Below are 26,223 nucleotides of genomic sequence, written 5' to 3'. Positions count from 1 at the left end.
GGGTCCATCATCTCTGAGAGGCTGCCCCTGCACCTTCTGCGATCAATTTTCGCGTGTCGGCCACGCTGGCACCGGATGCGGCGGCAAGCAGGCGGACATCGTTGGGCAGCGTCACAAGGTCGAAGCCCCAGCCGATGGCCTTCGCGGCATAGGCCGAGCCGCCGCAATGGAGAGCCGCGCGGATGCCTGCTCGATGGGCTGCATCCAGGATCTTGCGTATCGCGTCCACCATCTCCGGCTCCTCCCGATCGAAGCCGAAGGGATATCGCCGCCCGGTCAGCCCAAGGGTCAGATCGGACGGGCCAATATAAACTCCGTCCAGGCCAGGAGTTGCAACGATCTCATCGAGATTGTTGAAGCCTTCCGCCGTTTCGATCATGGCGAAGCAGAGAACGTTGCCGTCCGCCTCCGCTCCGTAGTTCGGGCCAGCGGAGAACACGGCCCGGGTCGGGCCGAAGCTGCGAGTCCCCGACGGGGGATAGCGCATGTACGACACAAGTTCGGCGGCCTGCGCGCCCGTGTTGATCATGGGGCAGATGACCCCGCAGGCGCCTGCATCGAGCACCTTCATGATGGCGGCAGGATCAAGCCACGGAACGCGCACGAGAGGCGCGACCTCACTGGCACGCATGGCCTGCAGCATGCCGAGCGCAGCCTGATAGTCGATGAGCCCATGCTGGAGATCGATCGTGATGGAATCGTATCCCTGCTCCGCCAGGATCTCGGCGGTGAACGCATTCGGGATCGATAGCCAGCCATTCAGAACCGGTTTGCCATCCGCCCAGAGCGACTTGATCCTGTTCGCCTTCATTGTACCTCCAAACAACCCTCACCCTGCGCTTTGAAGCGCAAGAGAGATTGCAGGTTCGTGGTGTCGTGGCTCTTCGTCAACCACCCATCAGCGGCCAGTTCTCTCGCGCCAGGCTGCGAAGTCGACGTTGGTCTGCTCGTCAGTGGCCGGATAGAGGCCGAGGATCGAGCGCCCTTTCAAGACCTCCTCGGTCACGAAATCCTCGAATGCGGTCATTTCGGTGGTCTCGTCGGCAATCTCATCGGCCAAGTGAGCCGGGATCACCACCACGCCCTCAGCATCGCCGACGATCACATCACCGGGGAACACCGGTGCATCGCCGCAGCCGATCGGCACGTTGATGTCGATGGCCTGATGCAAGGTCAGGTTCGTCGGAGCGGACGGGCGGTTATGATAGGCAGGAATGCCGAGATTTTCGATTTCCGGCGTGTCGCGGAACCCGCCGTCGGTGACCACACCGGCCACGCCACGCACCATCAGACGGGAGATCAGTATCGAGCCCGCCGAGGCCGCACGCGGGTTCTTGCGGCTGTCCATGACGAGAACCGCTCCGGGAGGGCAGATCTCCACCGCCTTGCGCTGGGGGTGCTCACGGTCGCGGAAGACGCTCAGCTGGTTCAGGTCCTCACGGGCCGGCATGTAGCGCAGGGTGAAGGCCTCCCCGACCATCGGGCCGGCGTCGCGGTTGATGCGGTGAACATCCTGTATCCACTGGTTGCGCAGGCCGCGCTTGTAGAGCGCCGTCATCAGCGTCGGGGTCGCGACTTTCTTGAGCTTCTCGCGGGTTTCGGGCTTCAATCCGGTCATAGGTGCATCTCCTGGAACTTAGAAAATATCGGGCTCGGCCACGGGCGCGCCGTGGCTCGTCTCGAGAAAGTCAAAATCGCAGCCCTCATGGGCCTGACGGATATGCTTCGTGAACATCCAACCGTAGCCGCGCTCGAAGCGCGGCTTGCGCTCCGGCATCAGGGCGCGCCTCATCTCGAGTTCCTCGTTGGAAACCTCAAGCGTGATGCGGCGTGCCGGAATGTCCACGGTGATGATGTCGCCCGTGCGCACGAGGGCGAGCGGTCCGCCCACATGCGCCTCCGGCGACACGTGAAGAATGCAGGCACCGTAGCTCGTGCCGCTCATGCGGGCGTCCGACAGGCGCAGCATATCGCGCACGCCCTGCTTCACGAGCTTCTTCGGGATCGGCAGCATGCCCCATTCCGGCATGCCGGGACCGCCCTGCGGGCCTGCATTGCGCAGGACCAGGATATGGTCCGCCGTCACATCGAGATCATCGTCATCGAGGGCGGCCTTCATGGAGGGATAGTCGTCGAAGACGAGGGCAGGTCCCGAATGTTTGTGCAGGCGAGGCTCGCAGGCGCTCGGCTTCATGACGCAGCCGTCGGGCGCGAGATTGCCCTTGAGCACAGCCAACGCACCTTCCTGATAAATGGCGTTGTCGATGGTGCGAATGACATCGTCGTTGTAGACCTCCGCGCGTGCGATGTTCTCGCCCAGCGTCCTGCCCGTTACCGTAAGGCAGTCGAGATGCAGATGCCCGCGGATGCGCGTCATGAGGGCCGGCAGTCCGCCGGCGAAATAGAAATCCTCCATCAGGTAGGCCGCACCGCTCGGGCGGACATTCGCGATCACCGGGACCTTGCGGCTGGCAATCTCGAAATCGTCGAGGCCGATGTCGTGACCGGCCCGGCGGGCCATGGCGATGAGGTGAATCACGGCATTTGTGGAGCACCCCATGGCCATGGCGACCGCGATGGCGTTCTCGTAAGCCGGACGGGTCTGGATCTTGCCCGGCGTGAGATCCTCCCAGACCATCTCGACGGCCCGGCGGCCCGCCTCCGCGCACATGCGAATGTGATTGACGTCGGCGGCCGGGATGGAGGACGCACCCGGCAGCGTCATGCCGATGGATTCGGCGATCGCCGTCATGGTGCTCGCCGTGCCCATGGTCATGCAATGCCCATGGCTGCGGGCGATGCCGCCCTCGACCTCCACCCAATCCTCCTTGGTGATGTTGCCGGCCCGGCGCTCGTCCCAATACTTCCAGGCATCGGAGCCGGAGCCGAGGGTCTTGCCCTTCCAGTTGCCGCGCAGCATCGGACCGGCCGGGATGTAGATCGTCGGCAGGTTGGCGCTGGTTGCGCCCAACAGCAGGCCGGGCGTGGTCTTGTCGCAGCCGCCCATGAGCACAACGCCGTCGACCGGATGGGAGCGGATGAGCTCTTCCGTGTCCATGGCCAGCATGTTGCGGTAGAGCATAGTGGTCGGCTTGACGAAGTTCTCCGACAGCGAGATCGCAGGCAGCTCGATGGGGAAGCCGCCGGCCTGGAACACGCCGCGCTTCACGTCCTCGACACGCTGCTTGAAATGGGCGTGGCAGGGATTGATGTCCGACCAAGTGTTGATGATCGCGATGACCGGGCGTCCCACCCAATCCTCGGGAGCATAGCCCATCTGCATGATGCGGGAGCGGTGACCGAAACCGCGCAGATCGTCGGGGGCGAACCAACGGGCGCTGCGAAGGTCTTCCGGCTTTTTTGTCTTCGATGTCATGGGACTCACGTCATGCCTGTGATGTCGGTTTGTTCGAGGTTCATGGGTAAGGAGGCTTAAGCCTCCTCCTGGAAGGCCTCTTCGCGTTTCTGGCGTACGGCCGGAGCAAGGACCGTCGCGAGCAGGATGAGCGCCAGGACCAGCATCGTCGCGCTGATCGGGCGGCTCAGGAACACCGTGGCGTCGCCTTTGGAGATCAGCATGGTGCGGCGCAGATGCTCTTCCATCATGGGGCCGAGGATGAAGCCGAGCAGCATCGGGGCCGGCTCGCAATCGAGCTTGCGGAAGATGTATCCGAGGAACCCGAAGATCGCCATCAGGTAGACGTCGAAGGTCGCGTTGTTCAGGCTGAACACGCCGATGGCGCAGAAGACCAGGATGGCCGGATACAGGAAGTGGTACGGCACCGAGATCATGCGCACCCAAAGGCCGATGAGCGGCAGGTTGAGGACAAGCAGGAAGAGATTGCCGATCCACATGGAGACGATGAGGCCCCAGAACAGCACCGGCTGCTCGGTCATCACAGACGGCCCGGGCTGGATGCCCTGCATGATCATCGCGCCGATCATGAGAGCCATGACGGGGTTGGACGGGATGCCCAGCGTCAGCATGGGAATGAAGGATGTCTGCGCGCCGGCGTTGTTGGCCGATTCCGGCCCGGCGACACCTTCGATGGCTCCCTTGCCGAACCGTTCGGGATGTTTGGAAACTTTCTTCTCCAACGTATAGGCCGCGAAGGAGGCAAGCATGGCCCCGCCGCCGGGAAGAATGCCGAGCATGGAGCCGAGGACGGTTCCACGCAGGACCGGCGCTGCCATCTGCTTGAGGTCATCCTTCGTCGGCATGAGACCCGTGACGGTCTTCGCCATGACCGTGCGCGTCGACTCATTCGCCAGGTTGCCGATGATCTCTCCCAGGCCGAACACGCCCATGGCGACAACGACGAAATTGATGCCGTCTGCGATCTCCGGGAAGCCGAAGGTGTACCGGGTCGTCCCGGAATTCACGTCGGTTCCGATCAGCCCCAGGATGAGCCCGAGGATGATCATGCCAAATGCGTGCAGCAGAGAGCCATGTGCCAGGACGACCGATGCGACGAGACCAAGCACCATCAGGGAAAAGTACTCGGCGGGGCCGAACTGCAAGGCCAGATCAGCCAGGGGAGGAGCAAAGACGGCAAGAAGAACCGTTGCGACCGTGCCGGCGAAGAAGGAACCGATGGCGGCTGTCGCCAGCGCCCTCCCCGCCTTGCCCTGGCGGGCCATCTGGTAGCCGTCGAGCGCGGTCACGACGCTCGAGGACTCGCCCGGCAGATTCACCAGGATCGCGGTGGTGGAGCCGCCATATTGCGCGCCATAGTAGATGCCCGCCAGCATGATCAGCGCCGAAACCGGCGGCAGACCGAAAGTAACCGGCAACAGCATGGCGATAGTTGCTGTGGGACCGAGCCCCGGCAGCACGCCGATGGCTGTGCCGAGGAGCACGCCGACCATACAATAGGCCAGGTTCCAGAAGGTCAGGGCGGTTTCCAGGCCGAGCCAGAGATTCGAGAGCGTTTCCATCGCCTGAGCCCCTACTCGCCAAACCACGAGCCGACGAGCGGCATCGGAACGCCAAGAGCCTTGACGAAAACGAGCGTGCAGAACACGACCAGAAGGATCAGCCCGGCAGCGGCTTTCGGTTCGAAGCGGAAGTGCTGGCTCGCAGCGGCGCTGACCAGGATGAGCACAATCAGAGCGACGACAAGTCCCGCGCCGGGGAGCAGCAATCCGAAGAGAGCCGTCGAGCCGACGACAAGTGCCAAGGGCTTCCAGGCAATGGCGCCGACGGCCTCACCCTCCTGAGCTATAGCGCGCGCCGCCGAGAGCAGGCCGATCAGCATGAGGATGACGCTCAGGATGGCGGGGAAATAGCCCGCTCCCATGCGCCCGGCCGTGCCCATCGGATAATCGCGGCCGATCCAGAAGGCAGCAGCGCCGATAGCGATGTAGAGCACGCCAGCCCAAAAATCTTTCTTCTGGAGCACGTGTGACATCACGAGCGTCCTCCTGGTGCAATGACGATGAGCCGTTCTGCCATCATCTCAGCGGGCGCAATGACCGCACAAGTACCGGGACGAATGGCGCCGCTCTCAGCAATTTCGAATATTCAGGATAAGGGGCAGCCAACACGGCTGCCCCAGCAGGCTGGCTTATTGGTCAGCCGTGATCTTGCCGGTCTCGACGACCGTCTTCCAACGGGTGATTTCCTGGTTCAGGAACTCCGAGAACTGGCCGCTCGTATTGGCCACGACCTCGAAGCCGATGTCGTTGAACTTGCCCTTCACCTCGGGAGAGTTCAACGCGGAGGTCAGCGACTGCTCGAGCTTGCCCTTCACGTCGGCCGGAAGTCCTTTCGGGGCTGCAACAGCCTGCCAGGAATAGACCTCGACACCCTCGACGCCAGCTTCCTTCATGGTCGGCGCATCCGGGAAGGTGGGGTTCCGCTTCTCAGCCGTGACGGCCAGAAGCTTCAGCTTGCCGGCCTTGATGTGGTTCGACACGGCGCCGAGGTTCTGGAACGACACGTCGGCATGGCCGCCGATCAGGTCTGTGATGGCAGGCGCGCCGCCCTTGTAGGGAACATGGACGCCGGTGGTGCCGGTCTTCTGCCAGAACAAGGCTGCGGTGAGATGGTCGGAGGAGCCCGCGCCCGACGAGGCAAAGGTCACCTTATCGGGGTTCTTCTTGAGATGCTCGACGAGTTCCTTGACATTGTTGGCCGGGAAATTGGGGTTGGCCACGAGAACGTTCGGCGTGCGCACGGCCACCGTGAGCAGGTCGAAATCCTTCGCCGGATCGTAGGGCAGGCTCTTATAGAGAGCCGGGTTGATGGCATAGACGCCGATCGAACCGACAATGAGGGTGTAGCCGTCGGCCTTGGCCTTTGCGACCTGCCCGGCTCCGAGGGAGCCGTTCGCGCCTGGCTTGTTCTCCACGACGATGGGCTGCCCCAGGCTTTCCTGCATCTTCTGGGTGGTCACACGGGCTGTCATGTCGGATGCACCGCCAGCCGGGAACGGCACGACGACCGTCACGGGCTTTTCCGGATAGCCGGCAGCAAACGCGGGCGCAGAGATCGCCATGCCAAGGACCGCGAGGGATAACAGCTTCAGCGCCTTCATGCGCTTCCTCCTATGATGTGCGTGGGTTTTGACCACCCGTCTTCGCGGGTTTGCGGCTGGATGCCCCAGTGGGAACATTGGCGACTAAAACGCTAATGCATTAGTCTGTCAACTTGTAACCTGATGCAACTTTCTGATGTAATGCTGCCTCGGCAGGTGGGCTGACGCCCACGAAAGGATAGAGAGATGGACACCTTGACGGTCAGCTCGTTGCGGCCCCGGGACAGATCGCGCCATGCGGCGCCTCAGGTCTTCGAGCATTTGCGAGAGGCCATCCTCGCTCTTACCCTCGCTCCGGGAACGGTGCTGAACCGCCTCACCCTCCAGAAGGAATTCGGCTTGAGCTCGACCCCGATCCGGGACGCCCTCCTGAAGCTCCAGGAGGAAGGCTTGGTGGAGATTTTCCCGCAGCATGCGACCGTGGTCAGCCCGATCGACCTGACGCTTGCTCATCAGGCGCACTTCCTGCGCCGTTCACTGGAACTCGAAATCGTCAGGAGCCTGGCGCTTGCGCCCGATCAAAGGTTGATCGCAAGGCTCCAAGGCTTCCTGGCCCAGCAGCAGGCGCTGATGGAAGCCGGGGATTTCGAAGCCTTCGCCGCAGCCGACCAGGACTTCCACCAGCATCTCTACGAGGCGGCGCAGATGCAGGAACTCTGGGTTCTCGTGCGCAGTCGCAGCGGACACATCGATCGCCTGCGCCGATTGCACCTTCCCACTCCGGGCAAGGCTCAGAACATCGTGCATCATCACCGGCTGATCGTGCAGGCCATCACTGACGGCAAACCCACCGAGGCGCAGCAGCATCTGCGGGATCACCTTTCCGGCACATTGGTTCATGTGGATGAGATCAAGGCCAAGTACCCCGGATACATCAGATCCTAAGCCTGAGGTTTCGTTTTCATTATTAGCCAGCACGGGCACCAAAACGGGATCCCTGAGAGCGCCTTCATGTCACGATTGTGCCTGATCCCTACCGGGCAATCCTCTCCACCGAGATTTCGTGCACCGCATGCCCCGTCCGTTCGAACGACGTGATGTTGGTGATGGTCGTTTCGGCGATGTTGGCCAGCGCCTCCTGAGTGAAGAAAGCCTGATGGCCGGTGATCAGGACGTTGGGGAAGGTCAGCAGCCGGGCGAAGACGTCATCGTCGATGAAGCGCTGCGACAGATCCTCGAAGAAGAAGTCCGCCTCCTCCTCATAGACATCAAGGCCGAGATACCCGATGGTGCCGTCCTTCAGCCCGCGCAACACCGCCCTGGTATCGATGACCGCCCCGCGGCTTGTGTTGATGAGCATCACGCCCCGTTTCATTCGCGCCAAAACCTTGGCATCGATGAGGTGATGCGTGGCAGGCGTCAGAGGGCAGTGCAACGTCACGATGTCGGACAATGAGAGCAGTTCCTTCAGCGGCCCGTAGCGCACGCCCATCTGCTCGCAGGCGGAATTGGGCTGCAGATCGTAGGCGAGCACGGTGCACCCGAAGCCCGTAAGGATCCGGCAGACCAGCTCGCCGATCTTGCCCGTTCCCACGACGCCGGCCGTCTTGCCCGCCAGATCGAACCCGAGAAGCCCGTCGAGGGCGAAGTTGCCCTCCCGCACCCGGTTGTAGGCGCGATGGATGTTGCGGTTCAGGGTGAGGATGAGCGCAACCGTATGCTCGGCCACCGCATGGGGCGAATAGGCTGGAACCCGCGCCACCGTGATGCCCTCGCGCCGCGCCGCTTCCAGATCGACATTGTTGAACCCGGCGGCGCGCAGGGCCACGAGCTTCACGCCTCCAGCCGCGAGGCTTGCCAGGACGCTCGCGTTCACCTCATCGTTGACGAAGGCGCATACGGCCTTGGCACCGCTGGCCAGACCGCTCGTTGCAAAGGACAGCCGGGCTTCGAGGAAGGACAGGGAATGCCCAGCCGTGGCGTTTGCCGCCTCGAGAAAGCGGCGGTCATAGGGCTTGGTGCTGAAGACCGTGACATGCATCGGGGGCGCTCCTTCCGGCTGACGATCACAAGCCTGGTGTCCAGCACTGTGCGAAGAGGCTTGGAAAGTGATTTGTAGCGTTGCCCAGATTTGGTCCAGTGAGCAACCCGCTCCACGCAGATCCCAGCGAGCCTTGGCTTTCAGCAAGACTTAAGGCGGCGGTTCAGGCGAAGGGATCTTGGCGCCTGCGCCAGATGACGCTCGGCGGCACGACCCACTCCCTGCTCAAGAATGGCCCTGTTCCCCTGTTCCTCTCCTATTGAGCATCAGAGGGCGAGACCTTTGTGTGAAGAAGCGCCTCGCCTCAACAGCTGCCCTATCCCTGAATGGATTGCAGATAGGCGAGCAGATCGTTGATTTGGGCCGGATCGAGTTCGAATTGTGGCATCGACGGATGACCCGTGGTGATGCCTTCGGCAAAAGCCTCTGCCAGATCCTCGATGGGATAGAGGGTGTGGAGGGTCCGGAACGGCGGTGCCTCGGGAATGGGACTGTCGCCGAAGCGGCCAATGGCGTGGCATTGCGAGCAGTTGGTCTGCGCGAAGGTGAAGCCGCGCTGCACGCGGCCCGATTGCGCCAGCGCGGCCGATGAGCCGAGCGCCAGCGCGATGCAGAGGAGAGTGAGACGCTTCATTATCGATGCTCCTCCGCTCTGACGGGCTCGGCCGGCTTCACGGAGACGACCCGGAAGGTATAGGGCTTTTCATCGTCATCCTGGATCGTGATGTACTCGCCTTCAGCGAAGCGGTGCTGATGGAGGTGATAGCCGGCCTCCTCGTCGCCCGGACGACCCTGGTTGTAGTCGATCATCCAGGTTGCTCCGCCGGCCCCGCCCGGACGGTGGACCAGGACGCCTTGGCGTTCCCCCTCATCGGCCCAGAAGCGGCGAACACGACAATAAGCCCGCTTGTCCGCCCATTCTTCCTGGTCCAAGTGGCCTCGCTCGTCGAGCGGTGCGGTGATCTCGTAGCCATAGCGCGGGCTCCCCTCGGGGAACTGCTTGCTGCGGGCCAGATGGAGCGTGATGTGATGGAGCATGGGGCCCTCCCGAAACGGCCGTGCCTCTAATAAGCCACGCCAATGTGTCAGAGCTTAGGAGGAACGCACCCTGACGCTTTGATCCTGATCAAGCCGGATTGTGACGAAGCTCGGAAAGCTGATCCGAGGCTATTCGCGAACTCCGCTCCTCAGGGCCTCCCGAATGCGCCGGATGATAACTCCCTTGGCCCTTTTGTCGGCGGCGGCCTCAACGGCCTCGTTGATGGCGAGAAGCAGTTCCGCATAGTCATTATGCCAATCCCGGTGTCCGGCGTTCGCACCCGGCAGCCGCGGCTCAGGACGATCAGTGCGCATGGGGCGTTCGCCGCTCAGATCATAAACGTCGTCAATCTCAGGAATCAGCGCGTCCGGTGTCCGCTCCAGGCCGGCCAGCGAAGATTGCAGAGCCTTCAGGGCCGGATCCTCTCCGTGGACCAGAAAGACGCCCCGGCGGACGGGCAAGCGTTCCGAGAGCCATGTCTTCAGCTCCGGCCCATCCGCATGGCCGGAATAGAGGTCGAGTGTCCTCATCCGGGCGCGGACCTTGATCTCTTCGCCATGGATTCTGACCTTCGACGCGCCGTCCTGAAGGATGCGCCCAAGGGTGCCTTGCGCCTGGAAGCCGACAAAGAGAACGGTCGCCTCGTCCTTCCAGAGCCACGCCTTCAGGTGATGCCGGATGCGCCCGGCCTCGCACATGCCGCTGGCCGCAATGATGATGTGGAAGCTGTGAATGCGGTCGATGGCCTTGCTTTGCTCGACCGTCTCCGTGAAACGCACCCATCGGGACCCGAGCGCCTGCACCAGATCGGCGCCATTCCTGAGTTCTCCCGCATGGCGCTTGAAGATGGCGCTGGCCTTCGAGGCGAGGGGAGAATCGATGAAGATGGGGATATCCGGCAGCTCGCCCGCTTCCATCAGCTCCATGAGGTCGACGAGCAGTTCCTGTGTCCTCTCCACCGCGAAGGACGGAATGAGAAGAGCCCCGCCCGGGCGCATGGCCGTGCGCACCTCGTCCCGCAGCATCCGCCGACGGCGTTCGATGGTGGTGCCAGCCCGGTCCGTGTCGCCATAGGTGGATTCGAGGACCACGTAATCGAGATCGCGCGGCGCGTCCGGATCGGGCTGAAGGAGCTTGTGATCGGGTCCGATATCGCCGGAGAACAGAAGACGGGTCGGCTCCTCTTTGTCGCCGGACGTCACCTCGATCTCGATAGAAGCCGATCCCAGCAGGTGACCCGCATTCCAGTAGCGGGCCCGGAAGCCGACGGCGACCTCCTGCCACTGGCCATACGCGACAGGTCTAAACTGCCTGAGGGACGTGAGGGCGTCCTCCTCCGTATAGATCGGGGATACCGTATCCCGTCCACGGCGGCTGTTGCGACGGTTGAGCTGATTGACCTCCATCTCCTGGATGTAGCCGGAATCCGGAAGCATGATGGACGCAAGATCGGCGGTTCCGCCCGTCGCGTAGATGGGGCCGTCGAAGCCAGCCTTCACGAGCTTCGGCACGAGGCCGCTATGGTCGATATGCGCATGGGTCAGGCAGAGTGCATCGATCCCGGCAGCCCGGAACGGGAAGTGCTGGTAGTTGAGCTCCCTCTCCTCCTTCGAGCCCTGAAACATGCCACAATCGACCAGGACACGGGCGTCATCCGTCTCAAGCAGGAAGCAGGAGCCGGTCACGGTCCGGGCAGCACCGTAAAAGTGAAGGCGAAGCGACAAGGGGATCTCCTGGATGCAGGAAACGATCAGGCACGACAATGGCACCTTGGTACATCATCGTCGAGCGGCTAAGTTTGATCCATGCCAAATCATCGGAAATGGCGATCATGACCTCCAACCCAGCGTCCTCCCATACGGTCTGTCCGATCACGGGCCAAGCATATCCACAAAAGGATCTTCTCCTTATCGATCAGCTGCACCCTGCTCTCGCGGACAGGATCAGGCGGGATCATCCCGGTCTGGACGCCCATAGCCGGATCAGCCGAGCAGCCGTCGACCAGTATCGCCTCCGTTATGTGGAGGAGCTCCTGCGCCAGGAGCGAGGCGACCTCACCAGGCTCGACAGGGAGGTGGCACGCAGTCTCGCCGAAGGGATCACCGTCACGGAAAACATCGAAGAGAACTTCGACGAGACCCGCACCCTGGGCGAGCGCCTGTCGGACGCGCTTGCCAGGTTCGGCGGGAGCTGGCCTTTCCTGATCTTCTTCGCTCTTGGCCTTGGCGTCTGGATCATCATCAATGCGGCGCGAGGATCTGAGGCCTTCGATCCCTACCCTTACATTCTGCTCAACCTGGTGCTCTCGTGCATAGCGGCCGTCCAAGCTCCAATCATCATGATGAGCCAGAGACGCCAGGAGGCAAAGGATCGGCTACGCTCCCTGAACGACTATCAGGTCAATCTGAAAGCCGAGCTCGAAATCCGACATCTGCACGAGAAAATCGACCACCTTATTTCGCGGCAGTGGGAACGCCTGGCGGAGATACAGGAATTGCAGATCGAGCTGCTGCAGGAGCGAAGGTGACGCCTACCGGCCTCTGACCCCGAGGTGACGGGCGGCGCTGAGCCACGCCTTGCGCTTGGTATCGCTCATGCCCTCGATCATGCCGATCAGGGTATGGCGGTTTGGACCGATGCCGACCAGGGACAGGATGCTGCGCTTGAGACTCTTGAGGCTATGCGCGCCGAAGTACCAACGGTAGGCGAGGCCCGGCATGCCCATGGTGATGATGATCCGGGACGAGCGGCCCTTGAGGGCCGTTTTCCAACTCGCCCCTGAGCCACCTCCGCCGGTCATGAAGGCTGGTCGGAACGCCTGCTCCATGAAACCCTTGAGCAGCGCCGGCATTCCACCGAGCCAGAGAGGATAGATGATGACGAAGTGCTCGGCCCAGGCCAGCACCTTTTGAGCGTCTGCAACGGCAGGAGGCGGCGGCGCACCCTCCCAATCGCCCTTGGAGCGCAGCAGCGGGAAATCGAGCCCGGCAACGGAAATGAGGCGGACCTCATGTCCCCCTTCTGCAGCACCCTGAGCATAGGCATCGGCCACAGCATGGCAGAAATGCCGGCTGTCGGAGCTTGGATGTCCCTGGATGATGACGATCCGTGTCATGCCGGGTTCTCAGAGCAGCTTGAAAGCTGGAGCATCGAACGCAAAAGTGGGCATCGGTTTCGCGTGGAAAGATGCGTCAAACCAAAAACTTGAAGCATCGGACGTGAGTTCGGATTCATGTCCGATACTTTAATGTGCCAGCAAGACCGGGCGATCCGAAAGCGTCAGCATATCGAGGGTCGCGCCACCGAAGATCTGTTCCCGCAGGCGGGTATGGCCGTACCCGCCCATGACGATCAGATCGGCCGAGACGCTTTTGGCCTCCTCCAACACAATGTCCGCAACCCGCCGCCCCTCGCTTTCGACGGCAATGATCTCGGGCATGATGCCATGTCGATTGAGGTGGGCCTTGATCTCTGATCCGGTCTCCGCCCCGGTTCGATGCCCGATCATAAGGACCACGACACGAGTGGCCCTCTCGATGAAATCTAATCCCTCGCTCACCGCCCGAGCGGCCTCGCGGCTGCCGTTCCAGGCCACGAGAACAGTCTGAACCGGCCCCTGACGATGACGGCCGGGAGGCACGATCATGAGGCCGCGCCCGCTGCCGAACAGGACGGTCTCGACAAGGTCCAGCCAGACAGGTTCCTCGCCTGCACCATACGGGCGTGTCGTCACGAACAAATCGGCATACCGGGCCTGTTCCGCAACCTTGATCGGCATGGTGCCGGGGGTCTCGTCGAAACGGCGCAGCTCGCTTGGGGTCTGAAGCCCGGTGAGCCTCTCGGTCAGACGTTTGGCCGTCGCATCACCCTCCCGGCGCGCCTGCTCTTCCAGGTCGGAGACAACCTGCGCGACGGCGGCAGCACCTCCGTCGAACGGCATGGCAATCGACAGATCCGGCAGCGGATTGGTGAAGACGCCGATCAGGTGGGCCCGATCGATGGCGGCAATGGCTTGGCCATATTCAAGCCGGATCTCGTCGTCCGGGCTTCCATCCAGATGCACCATGATGTCCTTGATCATCGCCGTCTCCCTCTGCTTGCCCCAGCGAGTGGTCGCCGGACCATCAATCGCGGATATTATGCGCTTGAAGCTGGAGAAATGCTTTGATCCAGCGCAAGGGATCGAGAGAGGCCGCCGGTGAATCACGAATCGTGAGACTCGACCTCTCTTCGGCTGGCCGTGACGAGGCGAAGGCCGGCAGGGTGATCTTGCGAAACCGATCGATACCGGGTTCCGGAGGGGCATCATGGACAAGCCCATCCATACCACCCGTGTTTATCACCCGAGCGGCCTGAAGTTGCTGATCCTGCTGGAATGCCCACGTGGATGTCGTCCGACGAGGATCTCCGGCAGGTTATAGAGTGCGCACGTAGCGCTCCGTCTCATCCAGGGTCCGCCCGAGCTTCTCGATCAGCTCATCGACCTCGGCATGAGTGATGACCAGGGGTGGCGAGGCCACGACGGTGTCGCCGATGGCGCGCAGCACCAACCCATTGCGAAAGGCGGCCTCGCGGAAGAAAAGGCCGACACGCGCGGTCGTGGGGAATTTCTCACGCCGAGACTTATCCTTGACCATCTCCAGACCCGCGATCAGGCCGATTGAGCGAGCCTCGCCCACAAGAGCATGATTTTTCAATGAAGCCCACTTTTCCTGGAAATAGGGCCCAATGTCGCTTTCCACCCGCTCGACCAGCCTCTCGTTGAGCATGATCTCAATGTTGCGCACGGCAACCGCGCAGGCGAGCGGATGGCCCGAATAGGTGAAGCCGTGGGACAGGAAGCCGTTGGCCACCAGGGTGTCGGCCACCTCGTCGCTCATCATCACGGCGCCAATCGGTACATATCCTGATGAAAGGCCTTTCGCCATGCTCATCATGTCGGGCTTCAGGTCGTAGAACTCGGAGCCGAACCATTTTCCGGTACGTCCGAACCCACAGATGACCTCATCGGCGATGAAGAGAATCTCGTTCTCGGCACAGATCCTCTTGATCTCCGGCCAGTAGGTGGACGGCGGGATGATGACGCCCCCAGATCCCTGGATCGGCTCCGCGATGAAGGCGGCGACGCGATCAGGTCCGAGTTCGCGGATCTTGGCCTTGAGCTGACGGGCGACGCGGATGCCGAATTCCTCCGGCGTCTCGTCACCACCCTCGTGATACCAATAGGGCTGATCGATATGCGCGATGTCGGGGATCGGCAGACCGCCCTGCGAATGCATCCAGGCCATGCCGCCGAGACTCCCGGCCGCGACCGTGCTGCCGTGATAGGCATTGCGGCGGCTGATGAAAATCGTCTTTTCCGGCTTGCCTTTAAGCGCCCAGTAATGCCGCCCGAAGCGCAGCACCGTGTCGTTGGCCTCTGAGCCTGAATTGGTGAAGAAACACTGGTTGAAGCCGTCCGGCGTCACCTGGGCCAGAAGCTGGGACAGGCGCGTTGCGGCGGGCGTCGAGGTGTTGAAGAAGCAGTTGTAATAGGCAAGCTCCTCCATTTGCCGGGTTGCCGCGGTGACGAGCTCCTGCCGGCCATAGCCGACATTGACGCACCAGAGACCGGCCATGCCGTCCAGATAGCGGTTGCCTTCGACATCCTGCAGGTAGACGCCCTCACCCTTGCAGATGATTCTGGATCCGGATGCTCGCAGCGCCTTCTGATCCGTGAACGGATGGATGTGGTGGGCACGGTCGATCGACTGCCAGCTGGCGAGATCGGACATGTCAGGCATTTTCATCGAACCGTCTCCTCTATCATGCGATGGATCGTTGAGAGTTGAAGGCTTTCATCGCGCACCGACGAAGCCGTCCAGGAAGCTGCGGAGGTTTCCGGAGAGCTTGCCGATGTCATAGCCACCCTCCTGGATCACCACGATCGGCAGGCGCTCGGCGCCGATCATGGCTCCGATCCGGGCCAGACCGTCGCCGGAGATGCTCAGAAGCTTCGTCGGGTCGTCCTCATGGATATCGAGGCCGAGCGACACCACGAGGGCGCCGGGACGGAAATCGCGGATGGCGCCAAGGGCATGTCTCAGGGCGTCGATGAAAGCATCGTCCCGCGAACCAATGGTCAGAGGCAGATTGAGATTGAAGCCCGCACCGGAGCCATGGCCCGTCTCATCGGCAAAGCCGCAATAGAACGGGTAGACATGGGTCGGATCCGCATGCAGCGAGACGAACTGCACGTCGCTGCGTTCATAGAAGATACCCTGCGTGCCGTTTCCGTGATGGGCGTCGATATCTAAAACCGTGACGCGCCTCAGATCCCTGACGAGCCTTTGCGCGGCAACGGCAGCGTTGTTGATATAGCAGAAGCCGCCAGCGAGATCGGCATAGGCATGATGCCCCGGGGGACGGCAGAGCGCAAAGGCTTCACCACCGCCCGCCAGTACGATTTCGGCGGCCTCAACGGCGGAATGCGCCGAGGCAACAGCCGCCTCAAAGGTGCCTTCGGCCAGGGGCGCCCAGCCGCCGGACAGATAGTAGTCGGCACGAGCGGAAACGGCGTTCGGAACACGGGCATGGCGATGGCGCAATGAGAAGCCGCTGGACTGCACGGTCTCGCTCGCAGAGACGCCCCTCGCGCGCATCGCCTGCCAATCCGCATAAGCCGTGCGCAGAAAGTTGATATAATCCGCCGCATGGATGTCCAGGATCGGATCAAGGCCGAAATCGCGCGGAGCAACGATCGCGAGACCGCTCTCCTGCACGCCGTTGAGGAGGTTCCGCACGCGCGCCGGCTGCTCCAGGATCGTTTGCAGAGCGCCCCGGCACAGGAAGGAACCAGGGTCATGACGCTGGCTGGCTGGCGCAAAGACGGCTTTCATGGGAACCCTGGCTCGAATGCGGAAGGATCATGCGGCCGCATTATGCGCATAAAATTTAAAGACGCAAGCGATCCTTATAAGCCTAACTTGACGCTTGAGAACTTGGAATTTCCTTTTTAATTCGTGTTAAAAGCACTTTTGTTCGGCAACTTGCCCTCTTGATGAGCTTGAGGCTGTTCTCACAATCCGGTAAGAACACCTCATCTTTTGCGCAAAACTCACTCATGGAGATCCTGAACCATGGAGACGCTCAAGGGCCGTCTGGACGAAGTGTCCGACACGCCTGACTTCGACATCTACTGGCATGTCAGGAATCTCCGGACAGGAGAGGAGTTCAGCCGGCATGGAGACCGGGTCCTGCCGGCAGCGAGCGTGCGCAAGACCTCCGTGATGATGGCGGCCCTCAATGCCGTTCATGAAGGGCGGCTCGATCTCGACCAGCCGGTCGTGATCGAGGAGCATCTGCAGAAGGGCATCGTGTCCGGCGTGTGCCAGTACATGACGCCGGGCCTTCTCATCCCGATGAGGGATGCCATCCTCCAGATGATCATCACCAGCGACAATATCTGCACCTATGAGGTGATGAAGGATTTGGATCTCGACGATCTGACCCGGTACTGCGCTCGCATCGGCATGAAGGATACGGTTCATCGCACCAAGCTTCCTCCCGTCGGCTTGCCTGGAAATCATGCCCTCGAGGCCGTGACCACGACAACGGCCCGCGATCAGGTTCTCCTCCTCGATCTGATCCTTCGCGGAACGTCCGATGCCAGTGTCGCAGCCCGTCTCGGCGTCACCACCGAGCTCTGCGCGATGGCGCTGCAATTCCTCAGCTGGCAGCGGTTCAGGAACATGATTCCCGCTCTTCTGCCTCTGACCACGAAGGTCGCCAACAAGACCGGACGCGGGCAGCGGGGATGGATGGACGCGGGCATCGTGTTCAGAAACGATCAGCCGCTCTACATCCTGTGCGCCATCACCGACAACGTGCCCGAGACCATGCCGGACGGCCTTCCCGGCCATGCGGCAGCCACGCGGCGCATCGCAGAGCTATCGCGCGCCTGCTGGGATGGCATTCGCTAACCTTTTTGAGCAGCGGCAATCCGGTCAGAATGCCTCGATGTGCCCGACGATCAGACGCTCCAGCTCATGTGGGTCGCGAGCCTTGATCGCCTCGACCATTCGGAAATGGTCCTGGCTGCTGGCCTTGAGGCCTTCGATCGATCGCCAGCGGCCTGTGGTGGTGTGATGGCTGCGGCTGCGCAATTCCTTGATCATCTCACTGAGCACCGCGTTCTTGGCGATGCCATAGAGCTTGTCATGGAACTCATGGTTGATCCGCGACTGGACGCGCCGACCTTCCGCTTCGATGGATTGATCGAACGCCTGAGCCAGGCCAAGGAGTTCGCTGATGTCCTCTTCCGTGGCCCGCGCGACGATCAGCGGGGCCGCGCCGCGCTCCAGCACAGTGCGCACGAAGCGCGTCTCCTGGCGCACTGCCTCGTCAGGCGTGGCGACACGAAATCCCGCATTGGCGACATGGTCGACCAGCTTCAGGCTTTTCAGCTGATCGAGCGCCCTGCGGATGTGAAAAGCGCTCGCCTTATGCTGATCCTGAAGATCGCTCAGCTTCAGCCACGTTCCAGGTTCGTAGGCACCGAACACAATGTCGTTGCGGATGTCATGCGTAAGACGAGCCAACTGCTCCGCTGATTCTCGTGACTTTGCCATAACAACCTTACGATTATTTCGGAGGGACTTATCATGAATCTGCCGGCACCGCGAGAGCGCCGGCAGATTCATGAATGATCAGCTGTTCGATCTTACTTGATCGAAACGTTCCAGACCCTCACCACCTCCAGGGGAGATGCCTTGACGCCTGCCAGCCGGTCGCTGACCCCATAGAAGACCTTTACGTTGTAGAGGCTGACAGCCGGGACATCGTTGATGAACTTCTTGTAAAGCTGGTCCGAGATCTGCTTCATCTCCGCCGGATCGGCGGTCTTCATGCCCTTGTTGAGCAGGGTGATGGCCTCTTCGTCCTTCCAGACCTTGCGCGATTCCGGCCCGACGATGCGCTCCCATGCGCCCATCGGATCGAAGCGGCCGGAATAGGCGAAGGACTGCGCCTGATAGGTGCCTTTCGTATACCGATCAAGCTGCAATCCCCATTCCAGCGTCTCGATATTGGCGTTGATCCCGGCCGCCTGCAGCATGCTCTGGATAATGACGGCCTGGTTGAACATCATCGGCAGGGCTTTGTTGGCGATAATGCTGATGGGTTGTCCGGCATACTTCGCCTCGGCCAGCAGGGCCTTGGCGCGGGTCAGGGAAGCAACCTCGTCTTCAGACGAAGGGCGCGTATAGAGCAGGCTTGCGCCCGGCACCGGCGTTGCCGAACCCGACCACTGGCCGAACGAGACGCCCTGCGCCACGGCAGTCCGGTCGATGGCCGCCGCGATGGCCCGGCGCATGCGCACGTCCTTCAGGAGCGGATCGTTCATACCGAACAGCAGGGCATACCACACGGTCGTATCGGACGAGGTGACATGGAGCTTCGGATCTTTCTCGATCTGATCCACCACCTCTGCCGTCAGGGGCGTGATGTCCAGATCGCCGGAACGCAGGCCGACCAGCCTTGCGGATGGATCCGCCACGACCGTGAATCGAACGGTCTCGACCAGCGCTTCCTTCTTGCCCACGCGCCCGCTCGGCTCGGCATTGCTGAGGGCATAGTCAGGGAAGCGCTTGACCTCCGTGTACTGGCCGATGCGGCGCTCGCCGAGCTGGAATGGGCCGGTCCCGATCACGCCCCTCCACTTGCCATCCGCATCGACGGATTCCGGATGCAGGATCGGCGTTCCCGCGCAATCGGTTCGCGCGAGATTATAGATGAAGCTCCCGTTCGGCTGATCGAGCCTGAAGACGATCGTCCGGGCATCCGGGGCCTCGACGCCGGCGACCTTGATCGGCCCGTCGAACACCGCCTTGCAGCGCCAGATGGAATCTGCCGCCATGACATAGTCCCAGGACCATTTCACCTCCGCGGAGGTCAAAGGCTTGCCGTTATGGAAGCGCACGCCCTCGCGCAGCTTGAACGTATAGGACCTACCGTCGTCGCCGATGGTGAAGGAGCTGGCGAGCATCGGACGGACACTCAGATCGTCCACATAGCCCAGAAGACCCTCGACCACATGCATATGGACCGGATCCGACATGCCGTCCCGATCCCGGCGCGGATCGAGGCCTCGGAGGTCTTCCTCCAGGGCAACTGTAATCCGGCTGCTCGTCTTTTGCGCATAAGATTGGCTTGAAAGCAGGCATAATGCGATGGCCGCCGATAAACCAACCTGCCCTAACGTCCAACCCATAACCTTCTTCGCACCCATATCTTGAGCCATGTCCGCTCTCCTGCTGGTTTTTCCCTTTGGCATATTCTTTATCATATTTTTGCGCATAAAATTGATTATTGGCAAGCGACTTCATTGGCCAAGTCAGGGAAGGACCTTCGCTCGATCGGCGGCCGGGCGGAGTCCGGCAGGATCACCGATCATCGGAGCGGCCTCGATCAGGCGCGCGGTGTAAGGGTGCTGCGGCGCGCCGAGGATATCTTCGGTCGCTCCCTGCTCCACGATGCGACCCGCTTCCATCACGATCACCCGATGGGCGACCCGGCGGACCGCCGTCAGATCGTGGCTGATGAACAGGCATGCAAAACCGTAGCTCGCCTGAAGGTCGCGGATCAGTTCCAGAACCTGTGCCTGGATCGTCATATCCAGAGCGGAGACCGGCTCGTCCGCGACCACCAAGGGCGGACGCCGCACAAGCGCCCGTGCGATAGCCACGCGCTGACGCTGCCCTCCCGAGAGTTCGTGAGGCAGGCGCCGCTCGAGCCCGGACAGGCCCACCTCCGCAAGAACCTCGCTGACGCGCCGCTCCTTGTCGGCCGGTGCCATATCCTGAACGTGGCGGAGCGGCTCATGAACGATCGAGCCGATCCGCTGGCGTGGATCCAGTGAGGAATAGGGATCCTGAAATACCATCTGGCAGCCGAGCCGGGCCTCACGGCGGATCGCTCCCTTGCCGTCGATGATATTTCTGCCCTCGAACTCAACGCGGCCGGAGGAGAGCGGAACCAATCCCAGCAACGCCCGACCGAGGGTCGTCTTGCCGGAGCCGCTACCTCCGACGACTGCAACGGTCTCGCCTTTGCGGATATCCAGGCTCACCTCGGAAACTGCCGCCGCGCCATGACCTCGGCCATGGGTTCGCGCACCATAGGTCACGGATACGTCAGTGGCGCGGAGCACAGCCGGCGCGTCAGGCGGAATCACATCATCAGCAAGCCCCTGACTCGCCTTTGCGGCTGCGATGAGCTTCCGGGTGTAGGTCTGGTAGGGATGCGCGATGATCGACGCGGTCTTTCCGGCTTCGACAACACGACCTTCGCGCAGCACCGTCATGTTCTCCGTGTAGCGCGCGACAAGACCGAGATTGTGCGTGATGAGCAGGACCGCCGTGTTGAAATCGCGCGCGAGCTCCGTCAGCAGATCCAGCACTTCGCGCTGGGCCAGGGTGTCCAGGGCCGTTGTCGGCTCATCGGCGACCAGGAGCTTGGGCCGCAGCAGCATCACGGAAGCGATCATGATCCGCTGGCGCATGCCGCCGGAAAACTCATGTGGAAAGGCGGTCAGGCAGCCTGCCGCATTGCTGATCCGCACGCGCTCCAGCATCTCGATGCAAAGCTGCCTGATCTCCTGACGAGACAGGGAGGTATGCAGGCGCAGCGCTTCCGCCATCTGGGCGCCGACGCTCATGGCAGGATTGAGAGACACCATGGGCTCCTGGAAGATCATGCCAAGAGACCGCCCCCTCAGCTGCCGCATCCGCTTCTCGGACGCTTCGGCAAGATTCTCGCCTTCCAGAAGGATTTCGCCCCTGGTCATCCTGACGCCCGGTGGCAGCAGGCGAAGAACGGACCGTGACGCCATGGTTTTTCCGCTGCCGGATTCGCCGACAAGCGCAGCCATCGCTCCATGGGCCAAAGTCAGATTGACGCTCTTCACGATGGACGTGGAATTTGCTGCTTGGATCTCGATATTTCTGACGTCCAGCAAAGGAATCTGGGCGGTCATGCCTGGAGCCTCCGTGGATCGAACCGATCCCGAAGGGCATCGCCGATCAGGTTCGTTGCCAGCAAGGCCAGGGCAATGCATGCCCCCGGCGCGAGGCTCAGCCACAAGGCGCGCTCGAAATAGGGTTGGCTGGCCGAGAGCATATTTCCCCAGGTCGGTGCAGGCGGCGCGACGCCGAGCCCCAGGAAGGAGAGCGCGCTCTCGGCCAGGATCACCCAGCCGAACATGGATGTGGCCATCACGGAGATCGGCGCGAGGCAGTTCGGCAGGATATGGACGAACATCGTATAGGCTTGGGAATTGCCGATGACTTGCGAGGCCTCGACATATTCTTTCTCGCGGATCGACAGCACCGCGCTGCGAACGATCCGGATCACCGCCGGCAGATAGGCGAGAGAGAGTGCCAGGATGATTCCCGTGCGGCCCGCACCCAGGATCACGATCAACGCCAGAGCAAGAAGGATTCCTGGAAAGGCCAAGAGCGCGTCGGTGACGGCCATCAGGCCCCGATCGGTCCAGCCACGAACGCTGCCCGAGACGAGGCCGATGATCATGCCGGCGGAGACTGCCATTAGAACCGTCGTCACGGCAATGGCGATGCTGGTCGTGGCACCGGCCATGAGACGGCTCAGGACATCGCGGCCGAACTCATCGGTGCCCAGCCAATGCCCAAACGAAGGCGGCGCAAGACGGTTCAGCATATCCAGCTGCATCGGATGATAGGGAGTCCAGGCGGCACCGATGAGGGCAGCGCCCCCAAGCAGGAGGACGATCAGCAGCCCGATGATCAGATTGAGCTTCATCGGCATCCCTCAAGCCCTCGCAACACGGGGATCGAAGATCGGATAGAGCATATCCACGATCAGGTTGATGAGGACGAAGATCACGCCCGTGAGAAGGAGACATCCCTGCACGACCGGATAATCGCGGGCGAAGATCGATTCCACGAGAAGCCGCCCCATACCAGGCAAGGTGAAGACCGTCTCGAGCACGGCGATGCCGCCGAGCAGGTTGCCCAGGATCAACCCGATCAGCGTCAGCGTCGGCGCGAAGGCATTGGGAAAGACGTGGAACGCCAGGACGCGCCATTCCGGCATGCCCTTCGCGCGGGCATGGGTCACGTATTCGAGGCGAAGAACCTCGATCGCACTGGCCCGCGCCATGCGCACCAGCACTCCGATCTCGATGAGAGCAAGCGTTGCAACCGGCAGGATGACGAAGGACAGGGCGCGCGAAAAATCTTCTCCGAAACCGACATAGCCGAGAATCGGAAGCCAACTGAGCTTGAGGCCGAACACCACAAGCAGAAGAAGGCCGAGCCAGAAGCTCGGAATCGACAGCAGCAGCGTCGCGACGGAAACAACGGCGAGATCCGCCCAGCTGTTCTGCTTCCAGGCCGCATAGAGGCCGACCGGCACGGCGACCAGGACCGCGATGGTCATGGCGGCCAGCACGATGACGGCGCTGACCTGAAATCGTGCCAGGATCAAGGCCAAGACCGGCTCGCCCGTGCGGGTGGAGACGCCGAAATCTCCCGACAGCAGGCCCTTGATCCAGTAGAGAAACTGGATCGGCCAGGGCTGGTCGAGACCCCAGCGGGCTCGCAGAATGGCAAGCTGTTCCAGAGACCCCGCTTCGCCGAGCATCAAACTGGCGCTGTCGCCCGGCACGAGCCTGACCAGGACGAAGACTGTGACGGCCACCAAGGACAGCGTGAGCAACATCATGCTCAGACGTCGGGCCAGATATGTTGCCATGCCGCCTCCGATCTCATGCTGCCAGAGCTGGTTCTCGTGCAAGTGTATAGGTGCTGCCGACAGGGTTGAGCGCCGGCAGGGGCGTCACCTTCATCGAGCCTGTCGCGGCATCGAGCAGGAACATGGCGACGGTCGCCGTCAAATCGCCGCGAACATTGGGGCGAGGCGGACGGCAGACGGACCAGGGTGTTCCAAAATCGTCGCTCAGGGCGCTCACCACATCGGCCTGCGTCAGCGGCATGCGCTTGCTCTTCAGCAATTCACGCACCCGGTAATCGCGGTAGAAGCTGTCAGGCGTATTGAGGATGCCCACATCCTTGTACTTTGACAGAGCCGCCGGGCTGGTCCAGTGGTTCGCATGCACGATCATCCCGTCCTCGGGATAGATCGCGAAGGTCTCGGCCGGAGCACATTCGAAATTGATCGCGACACCATCCTTGTGGCTGAGAATGAGATTGTTCGAGATCAGCTTGTCCGTCGAGACGATAAGTTCGATCGCCTTGGCATAGTTGGCGGATTCAAGGATTTTTCGCCGGATGAGCGCAAGCGGAACGCCGGGGCTTTTGAAGTCCTGATCGGACTCGATGTAGTTGGCCGTGATGGCGATGCCGGCGGAGTTCAATCCTGTTCTCGCAAGCGATCCCGCTTCGGTGAATGTGAGGATATCAGGTCCGTCATCCTGCACGATTCGCAGCACCACCCCGGTGGTGGCGCATTCCGCCTTCCAGTCCCAGTTCAGAGCATGAATGAGGCGCCCGCCCTCCGCGGCTTCCGGAAGGATCACCACGCCCGTACAACCATCAGGCGTTTCCTTGGTTCGCACCTTCTTTGCGATGACGCGGGCTTCATGCAGCAATTCGGTGCGGGCATTCAGCAGCAGGATGGCATCGATCTCGACCTTGGCTCCTTCGGCGATGCCGTACATTTCATCGACCAGCCTGTGATCGAACTCGCGGATACGCGCGATGTATTCGGAAACGTGACGATGGATGCTCCGAGCATCTAGGCCGAAGCTGGAAAATTGCTGAGTATAGTGACGAATCCCTTCGGCGATCCGGTCTGCCGCAGCAACGCCATACTGCCGCCCACGCTCCCGCGGCGATCCGCTGATTTCAACAAGGGGGAACTGGGTGACTTGCATTAATGCGCCTCAATTTTATGCGCATAAATTATTTCAAATCTTACGCCTTGGCAATAGGCTGTTGTGAATGAAGCGGTTCAGAATGGATCCTTCAATTCCATCACCCGAGCGATCTCCGCATCACCGTTGTGCCCCCTTTCCTTCAATCGGGCGATCACCCGATCCCGATCATCCTGCGGATGAGACTGGCTGAGCTTGGACGCGCCTTGGATACTGTGGGCGACGATGCGAAACGAGCGGATATACGGCAGCAGAACCTCCACCCGCCCCTCAGGCGCATCGTCCATCGCCCAAGCCCCTTCTCCGTAAGCACTTAATTTTTGAGCGGTCTTTTCGAGCACGGCCCTCTTCTGCTCGGGTTCGTCGAGCGGCTCCAGAACCCCGGAGACTTGGGCGGAGACGTAGTTCCAGGTCGGGACCTCCGGCTTGCTCTGGTACCAGTTGCCGGAGATGTAGGCGTGCGGCCCCGTGAAGACGACGAGCGCCGGCTGCCCATGGGCAAGGCCAGCGGCTTGCGGATTGCGGCGCGCGATGTGCCCGACGAGCCGCATCTCCTCCGGATCATCAGTCTCGAAGAAGATTGGGGTCTGGGTGGCATGCAGCCCATTGGCATCCGTGGTCACCAGAAGCCCAAAGGAGTAGGCCTCGACAATGGCTCGCGGATTTTTTGCTACATACTGCGCAGGCACAAACATAGAATCCTCCCCCTACTCGACACATCGTTTGACTTTTTGCGCAAAAATGCAATGGTCATTCATCCGATTTGAGAGGAAATGAATGAAGCTTGATCCGAGCATAGCCAGAATGCTGGAGGAAGGCAGGGCTGCGCGGACGGTGCCCGTGAACGAGATTCCCGTCGACGTCATGCGGGCCGGCTACAGCCAGAAATATTTTGAACGGAGCCTTGAACCGTCCGGTGGCGTTCATGCCGAAACGATGACACTTCCGGAAGGTAATGGCCGCTTCTCGATCTCCATCTACCGGCCGAACGACGGGCTCAAGCCCCTGCCTGCCCTCCTCTACTTCCACGGTGGCGGCTTCGTCCTGGGCGATACTCAGGCCTATAGCCGACAGTCGATGAACATTGCCCGGCATTGCAAGGCGGCCGTGATCTTCGTCGATTTCAGAAGAGCCCCCGAGCATCCCTTCCCGGCTGCCTTGGACGATGCTCTTCTGGCGGCACGTTGGACGCTTGAGAATGCCGCAAGCCTCGGCCTTGATCCCAAACGGATCAGTCTCATGGGTGACAGTGCCGGAGGAAATCTTGCGATCAATGTCGCGCTCCATTTTGGAGCAAGCCGCCAGCCTTTCCATTTCCTCTGTCTTCTCTATCCGGTCACGGACTTCAGGCACTATCTCGACCGCTCGCCGGGCTTTCCGTCCGATCACGCGTTCGGAACGGGTTTCGGCCTCGATCATGCTCTCATGAAATTGTTTGGCGAGAAGTATCTCGCCGATCCCGCGCTGGCCGAAGATCCGCGCGTCTCGCCGCTTCTTGCAACGCGAGTGTCGGATCTTCCGAAAACGGCAATCTTCACGGCCGAGAACGACATTCTGCGCGACCAGGGGAATGCTTTTGCCGAGAGGCTCGAGCGGGACGGCGTGCCCGTCGCCTATCGCTGCATGCCTTCTCTCATTCACAACTTCATGGGCCATGCAGCCGTGTCACAGGCTGCGGAAGGCGCATTCTGGGAAGTGTGTGAAACCGTCAAACAGAACGTCATGTGACGCAATCGATCCAACATCATTTCAG

25 protein-coding genes are annotated in these 26,223 nt (G+C 61.5%); 4 read left to right on the top strand and 21 right to left on the bottom strand.

Annotated features, from left to right (window positions below; translation table 11 throughout):
• Positions 1-7: 7 nt before the first annotated feature.
• The 6 genes from FHR70_RS20535 to FHR70_RS20510 form a co-directional block, all read right to left on the bottom strand.
• Positions 8-811 (bottom strand): HpcH/HpaI aldolase family protein, encoded by an 804-nt coding sequence (locus FHR70_RS20535; protein ID WP_183453707.1) that lies wholly within the window; start codon positions 809-811, stop codon positions 8-10.
• A gap of 87 nt (positions 812-898) precedes the next feature.
• Positions 899-1,618 (bottom strand): ribonuclease activity regulator RraA, encoded by a 720-nt coding sequence (locus tag FHR70_RS20530; protein ID WP_183453705.1) that lies wholly within the window; start codon positions 1,616-1,618, stop codon positions 899-901.
• 18 nt (positions 1,619-1,636) lie between these two features.
• The gene (gene araD / locus FHR70_RS20525) at positions 1,637-3,376 is read right to left on the bottom strand and encodes an L-arabinonate dehydratase (protein ID WP_183453703.1); all 1,740 of its coding nucleotides are present in this window, start codon (positions 3,374-3,376) and stop codon (positions 1,637-1,639) included.
• 56 nt (positions 3,377-3,432) lie between these two features.
• On the bottom strand, positions 3,433-4,938 hold the full coding sequence (locus FHR70_RS20520) for a tripartite tricarboxylate transporter permease (RefSeq protein WP_183453701.1): 1,506 nt from the start codon (positions 4,936-4,938) through the stop codon (positions 3,433-3,435).
• A gap of 11 nt (positions 4,939-4,949) precedes the next feature.
• Entirely contained in the window at positions 4,950-5,411 is a 462-nt protein-coding gene (locus FHR70_RS20515; RefSeq protein WP_246408377.1) for a tripartite tricarboxylate transporter TctB family protein, read from the bottom strand.
• A gap of 156 nt (positions 5,412-5,567) precedes the next feature.
• Entirely contained in the window at positions 5,568-6,539 is a 972-nt protein-coding gene (locus tag FHR70_RS20510; RefSeq protein WP_183453697.1) for a Bug family tripartite tricarboxylate transporter substrate binding protein, read from the bottom strand.
• Positions 6,540-6,725: 186 nt separating this feature from the next.
• Here FHR70_RS20510 and FHR70_RS20505 point away from each other — a divergent pair, with 186 nt between their 5' ends.
• Positions 6,726-7,424 carry a GntR family transcriptional regulator gene (locus FHR70_RS20505; RefSeq protein ID WP_183453695.1) on the top strand — a complete coding sequence of 233 codons (699 nt, stop codon included), beginning with the start codon at positions 6,726-6,728 and terminating at the stop codon, positions 7,422-7,424.
• Between the two features lie 88 nt (positions 7,425-7,512).
• On the opposite strand, the gene FHR70_RS20500 is transcribed toward FHR70_RS20505, so the two are convergent.
• The 4 genes from FHR70_RS20500 to FHR70_RS20485 all read right to left on the bottom strand — a co-directional run bounded on the left by FHR70_RS20500 (position 7,513) and on the right by FHR70_RS20485 (position 11,283).
• Positions 7,513-8,520, bottom strand: a complete 1,008-nt coding sequence (locus tag FHR70_RS20500) for a 2-hydroxyacid dehydrogenase (protein WP_183453693.1) — start codon at positions 8,518-8,520, stop codon at positions 7,513-7,515.
• A gap of 316 nt (positions 8,521-8,836) precedes the next feature.
• On the bottom strand, positions 8,837-9,154 hold the full coding sequence (locus tag FHR70_RS20495; RefSeq protein ID WP_183453691.1) for a c-type cytochrome: 318 nt from the start codon (positions 9,152-9,154) through the stop codon (positions 8,837-8,839).
• A complete protein-coding gene (locus FHR70_RS20490; RefSeq protein WP_183453689.1) occupies positions 9,154-9,558 on the bottom strand; it encodes a hypothetical protein in 405 nt (134 codons plus the stop codon). The genes FHR70_RS20495 and FHR70_RS20490 overlap by 1 nt, the downstream gene beginning before the upstream one ends.
• Before the next feature lie 129 nt (positions 9,559-9,687).
• Entirely contained in the window at positions 9,688-11,283 is a 1,596-nt protein-coding gene (locus tag FHR70_RS20485; protein ID WP_183453688.1) for an MBL fold metallo-hydrolase, read from the bottom strand.
• 107 nt (positions 11,284-11,390) lie between these two features.
• Between FHR70_RS20485 and FHR70_RS20480 the strand changes: the two genes are divergently transcribed.
• The gene (locus tag FHR70_RS20480) at positions 11,391-12,086 is read left to right on the top strand and encodes a DUF1003 domain-containing protein (protein WP_183453686.1); all 696 of its coding nucleotides are present in this window, start codon (positions 11,391-11,393) and stop codon (positions 12,084-12,086) included.
• 3 nt (positions 12,087-12,089) lie between these two features.
• On the opposite strand, the gene FHR70_RS20475 is transcribed toward FHR70_RS20480, so the two are convergent.
• The 4 genes from FHR70_RS20475 to FHR70_RS20460 form a co-directional block, all read right to left on the bottom strand.
• Entirely contained in the window at positions 12,090-12,674 is a 585-nt protein-coding gene (locus FHR70_RS20475) for an NAD(P)H-dependent oxidoreductase (protein ID WP_183453684.1), read from the bottom strand.
• 129 nt (positions 12,675-12,803) lie between these two features.
• Positions 12,804-13,640, bottom strand: coding sequence for a universal stress protein (locus FHR70_RS20470; protein ID WP_183453682.1), 837 nt, complete (start codon positions 13,638-13,640; stop codon positions 12,804-12,806).
• A gap of 334 nt (positions 13,641-13,974) precedes the next feature.
• A complete protein-coding gene (locus FHR70_RS20465; RefSeq protein ID WP_210277727.1) occupies positions 13,975-15,342 on the bottom strand; it encodes an aspartate aminotransferase family protein in 1,368 nt (455 codons plus the stop codon).
• Positions 15,343-15,396: 54 nt separating this feature from the next.
• Positions 15,397-16,437, bottom strand: a complete 1,041-nt coding sequence (locus FHR70_RS20460) for a histone deacetylase family protein (RefSeq protein ID WP_183453680.1) — start codon at positions 16,435-16,437, stop codon at positions 15,397-15,399.
• A 240-nt stretch (positions 16,438-16,677) separates the two neighbouring features.
• On the opposite strand from FHR70_RS20460, the gene FHR70_RS20455 reads away from it, so the two are divergent.
• A complete protein-coding gene (locus tag FHR70_RS20455; RefSeq protein ID WP_183453678.1) occupies positions 16,678-17,520 on the top strand; it encodes a serine hydrolase in 843 nt (280 codons plus the stop codon).
• A gap of 24 nt (positions 17,521-17,544) precedes the next feature.
• On the opposite strand, the gene FHR70_RS20450 is transcribed toward FHR70_RS20455, so the two are convergent.
• From FHR70_RS20450 to FHR70_RS20420, 7 genes are all read right to left on the bottom strand, one after another.
• Entirely contained in the window at positions 17,545-18,240 is a 696-nt protein-coding gene (locus FHR70_RS20450; RefSeq protein ID WP_183453676.1) for a GntR family transcriptional regulator, read from the bottom strand.
• Positions 18,241-18,260: 20 nt separating this feature from the next.
• Positions 18,261-19,838, bottom strand: a complete 1,578-nt coding sequence (locus tag FHR70_RS20445; RefSeq protein ID WP_183453674.1) for an ABC transporter substrate-binding protein — start codon at positions 19,836-19,838, stop codon at positions 18,261-18,263.
• Between the two features lie 93 nt (positions 19,839-19,931).
• Positions 19,932-21,572 carry a dipeptide ABC transporter ATP-binding protein gene (locus FHR70_RS20440; RefSeq protein ID WP_183453672.1) on the bottom strand — a complete coding sequence of 547 codons (1,641 nt, stop codon included), beginning with the start codon at positions 21,570-21,572 and terminating at the stop codon, positions 19,932-19,934.
• Positions 21,569-22,381, bottom strand: a complete 813-nt coding sequence (locus tag FHR70_RS20435) for an ABC transporter permease (RefSeq protein ID WP_425487889.1) — start codon at positions 22,379-22,381, stop codon at positions 21,569-21,571. The genes FHR70_RS20440 and FHR70_RS20435 overlap by 4 nt, the downstream gene beginning before the upstream one ends.
• A 3-nt stretch (positions 22,382-22,384) precedes the next feature.
• Positions 22,385-23,329: an ABC transporter permease gene (locus FHR70_RS20430; protein WP_183453668.1), complete on the bottom strand. Its 945-nt coding sequence runs from the start codon at positions 23,327-23,329 to the stop codon at positions 22,385-22,387.
• Positions 23,330-23,342: 13 nt separating this feature from the next.
• On the bottom strand, positions 23,343-24,470 hold the full coding sequence (locus tag FHR70_RS20425; RefSeq protein ID WP_183453666.1) for a C45 family autoproteolytic acyltransferase/hydrolase: 1,128 nt from the start codon (positions 24,468-24,470) through the stop codon (positions 23,343-23,345).
• A 77-nt stretch (positions 24,471-24,547) separates the two neighbouring features.
• Entirely contained in the window at positions 24,548-25,165 is a 618-nt protein-coding gene (locus tag FHR70_RS20420; protein ID WP_183453664.1) for an FMN-binding negative transcriptional regulator, read from the bottom strand.
• Between the two features lie 82 nt (positions 25,166-25,247).
• Between FHR70_RS20420 and FHR70_RS20415 the strand changes: the two genes are divergently transcribed.
• Complete coding sequence (locus FHR70_RS20415; protein WP_183453662.1) at positions 25,248-26,198, top strand: alpha/beta hydrolase; 951 nt, start codon at positions 25,248-25,250, stop codon at positions 26,196-26,198.
• The last annotated feature ends 25 nt before the right edge of the window (positions 26,199-26,223 follow it).

This window comes from Microvirga lupini, assembly GCF_014191055.1.
Classification (GTDB): domain Bacteria; phylum Pseudomonadota; class Alphaproteobacteria; order Rhizobiales; family Beijerinckiaceae; genus Microvirga; species Microvirga lupini_A.
The sequence above is the reverse complement of the archived record's forward strand: the minus strand, read 5'-3'. Positions and strand labels throughout refer to the sequence as shown.

Coding starts and splice junctions, on each gene's coding strand:
- FHR70_RS20480 (WP_183453686.1), top strand. CDS start 11,391: ATGACCTCCAACCCAGCGTCCTCCCATACGGTCTGTCCGATCACGGGC.
- FHR70_RS20470 (WP_183453682.1), bottom strand. CDS start 13,640: ATGATCAAGGACATCATGGTGCATCTGGATGGAAGCCCGGACGACGAG.
- FHR70_RS20515 (WP_246408377.1), bottom strand. CDS start 5,411: ATGTCACACGTGCTCCAGAAGAAAGATTTTTGGGCTGGCGTGCTCTAC.
- FHR70_RS20445 (WP_183453674.1), bottom strand. CDS start 19,838: ATGGCTCAAGATATGGGTGCGAAGAAGGTTATGGGTTGGACGTTAGGG.
- FHR70_RS20435 (WP_425487889.1), bottom strand. CDS start 22,381: ATGCCGATGAAGCTCAATCTGATCATCGGGCTGCTGATCGTCCTCCTG.
- araD (WP_183453703.1), bottom strand. CDS start 3,376: ATGACATCGAAGACAAAAAAGCCGGAAGACCTTCGCAGCGCCCGTTGG.
- FHR70_RS20520 (WP_183453701.1), bottom strand. CDS start 4,938: ATGGAAACGCTCTCGAATCTCTGGCTCGGCCTGGAAACCGCCCTGACC.
- FHR70_RS20420 (WP_183453664.1), bottom strand. CDS start 25,165: ATGTTTGTGCCTGCGCAGTATGTAGCAAAAAATCCGCGAGCCATTGTC.
- FHR70_RS20505 (WP_183453695.1), top strand. CDS start 6,726: ATGGACACCTTGACGGTCAGCTCGTTGCGGCCCCGGGACAGATCGCGC.
- FHR70_RS20475 (WP_183453684.1), bottom strand. CDS start 12,674: ATGACACGGATCGTCATCATCCAGGGACATCCAAGCTCCGACAGCCGG.
- FHR70_RS20500 (WP_183453693.1), bottom strand. CDS start 8,520: ATGCATGTCACGGTCTTCAGCACCAAGCCCTATGACCGCCGCTTTCTC.
- FHR70_RS20455 (WP_183453678.1), top strand. CDS start 16,678: ATGGAGACGCTCAAGGGCCGTCTGGACGAAGTGTCCGACACGCCTGAC.
- FHR70_RS20415 (WP_183453662.1), top strand. CDS start 25,248: ATGAAGCTTGATCCGAGCATAGCCAGAATGCTGGAGGAAGGCAGGGCT.
- FHR70_RS20530 (WP_183453705.1), bottom strand. CDS start 1,618: ATGACCGGATTGAAGCCCGAAACCCGCGAGAAGCTCAAGAAAGTCGCG.
- FHR70_RS20465 (WP_210277727.1), bottom strand. CDS start 15,342: ATGCCTGACATGTCCGATCTCGCCAGCTGGCAGTCGATCGACCGTGCC.
- FHR70_RS20510 (WP_183453697.1), bottom strand. CDS start 6,539: ATGAAGGCGCTGAAGCTGTTATCCCTCGCGGTCCTTGGCATGGCGATC.
- FHR70_RS20490 (WP_183453689.1), bottom strand. CDS start 9,558: ATGCTCCATCACATCACGCTCCATCTGGCCCGCAGCAAGCAGTTCCCC.
- FHR70_RS20495 (WP_183453691.1), bottom strand. CDS start 9,154: ATGAAGCGTCTCACTCTCCTCTGCATCGCGCTGGCGCTCGGCTCATCG.
- FHR70_RS20535 (WP_183453707.1), bottom strand. CDS start 811: ATGAAGGCGAACAGGATCAAGTCGCTCTGGGCGGATGGCAAACCGGTT.
- FHR70_RS20440 (WP_183453672.1), bottom strand. CDS start 21,572: ATGACCGCCCAGATTCCTTTGCTGGACGTCAGAAATATCGAGATCCAA.
- FHR70_RS20430 (WP_183453668.1), bottom strand. CDS start 23,329: ATGGCAACATATCTGGCCCGACGTCTGAGCATGATGTTGCTCACGCTG.
- FHR70_RS20460 (WP_183453680.1), bottom strand. CDS start 16,437: ATGAAAGCCGTCTTTGCGCCAGCCAGCCAGCGTCATGACCCTGGTTCC.
- FHR70_RS20450 (WP_183453676.1), bottom strand. CDS start 18,240: ATGAATCTGCCGGCGCTCTCGCGGTGCCGGCAGATTCATGATAAGTCC.
- FHR70_RS20425 (WP_183453666.1), bottom strand. CDS start 24,470: ATGCAAGTCACCCAGTTCCCCCTTGTTGAAATCAGCGGATCGCCGCGG.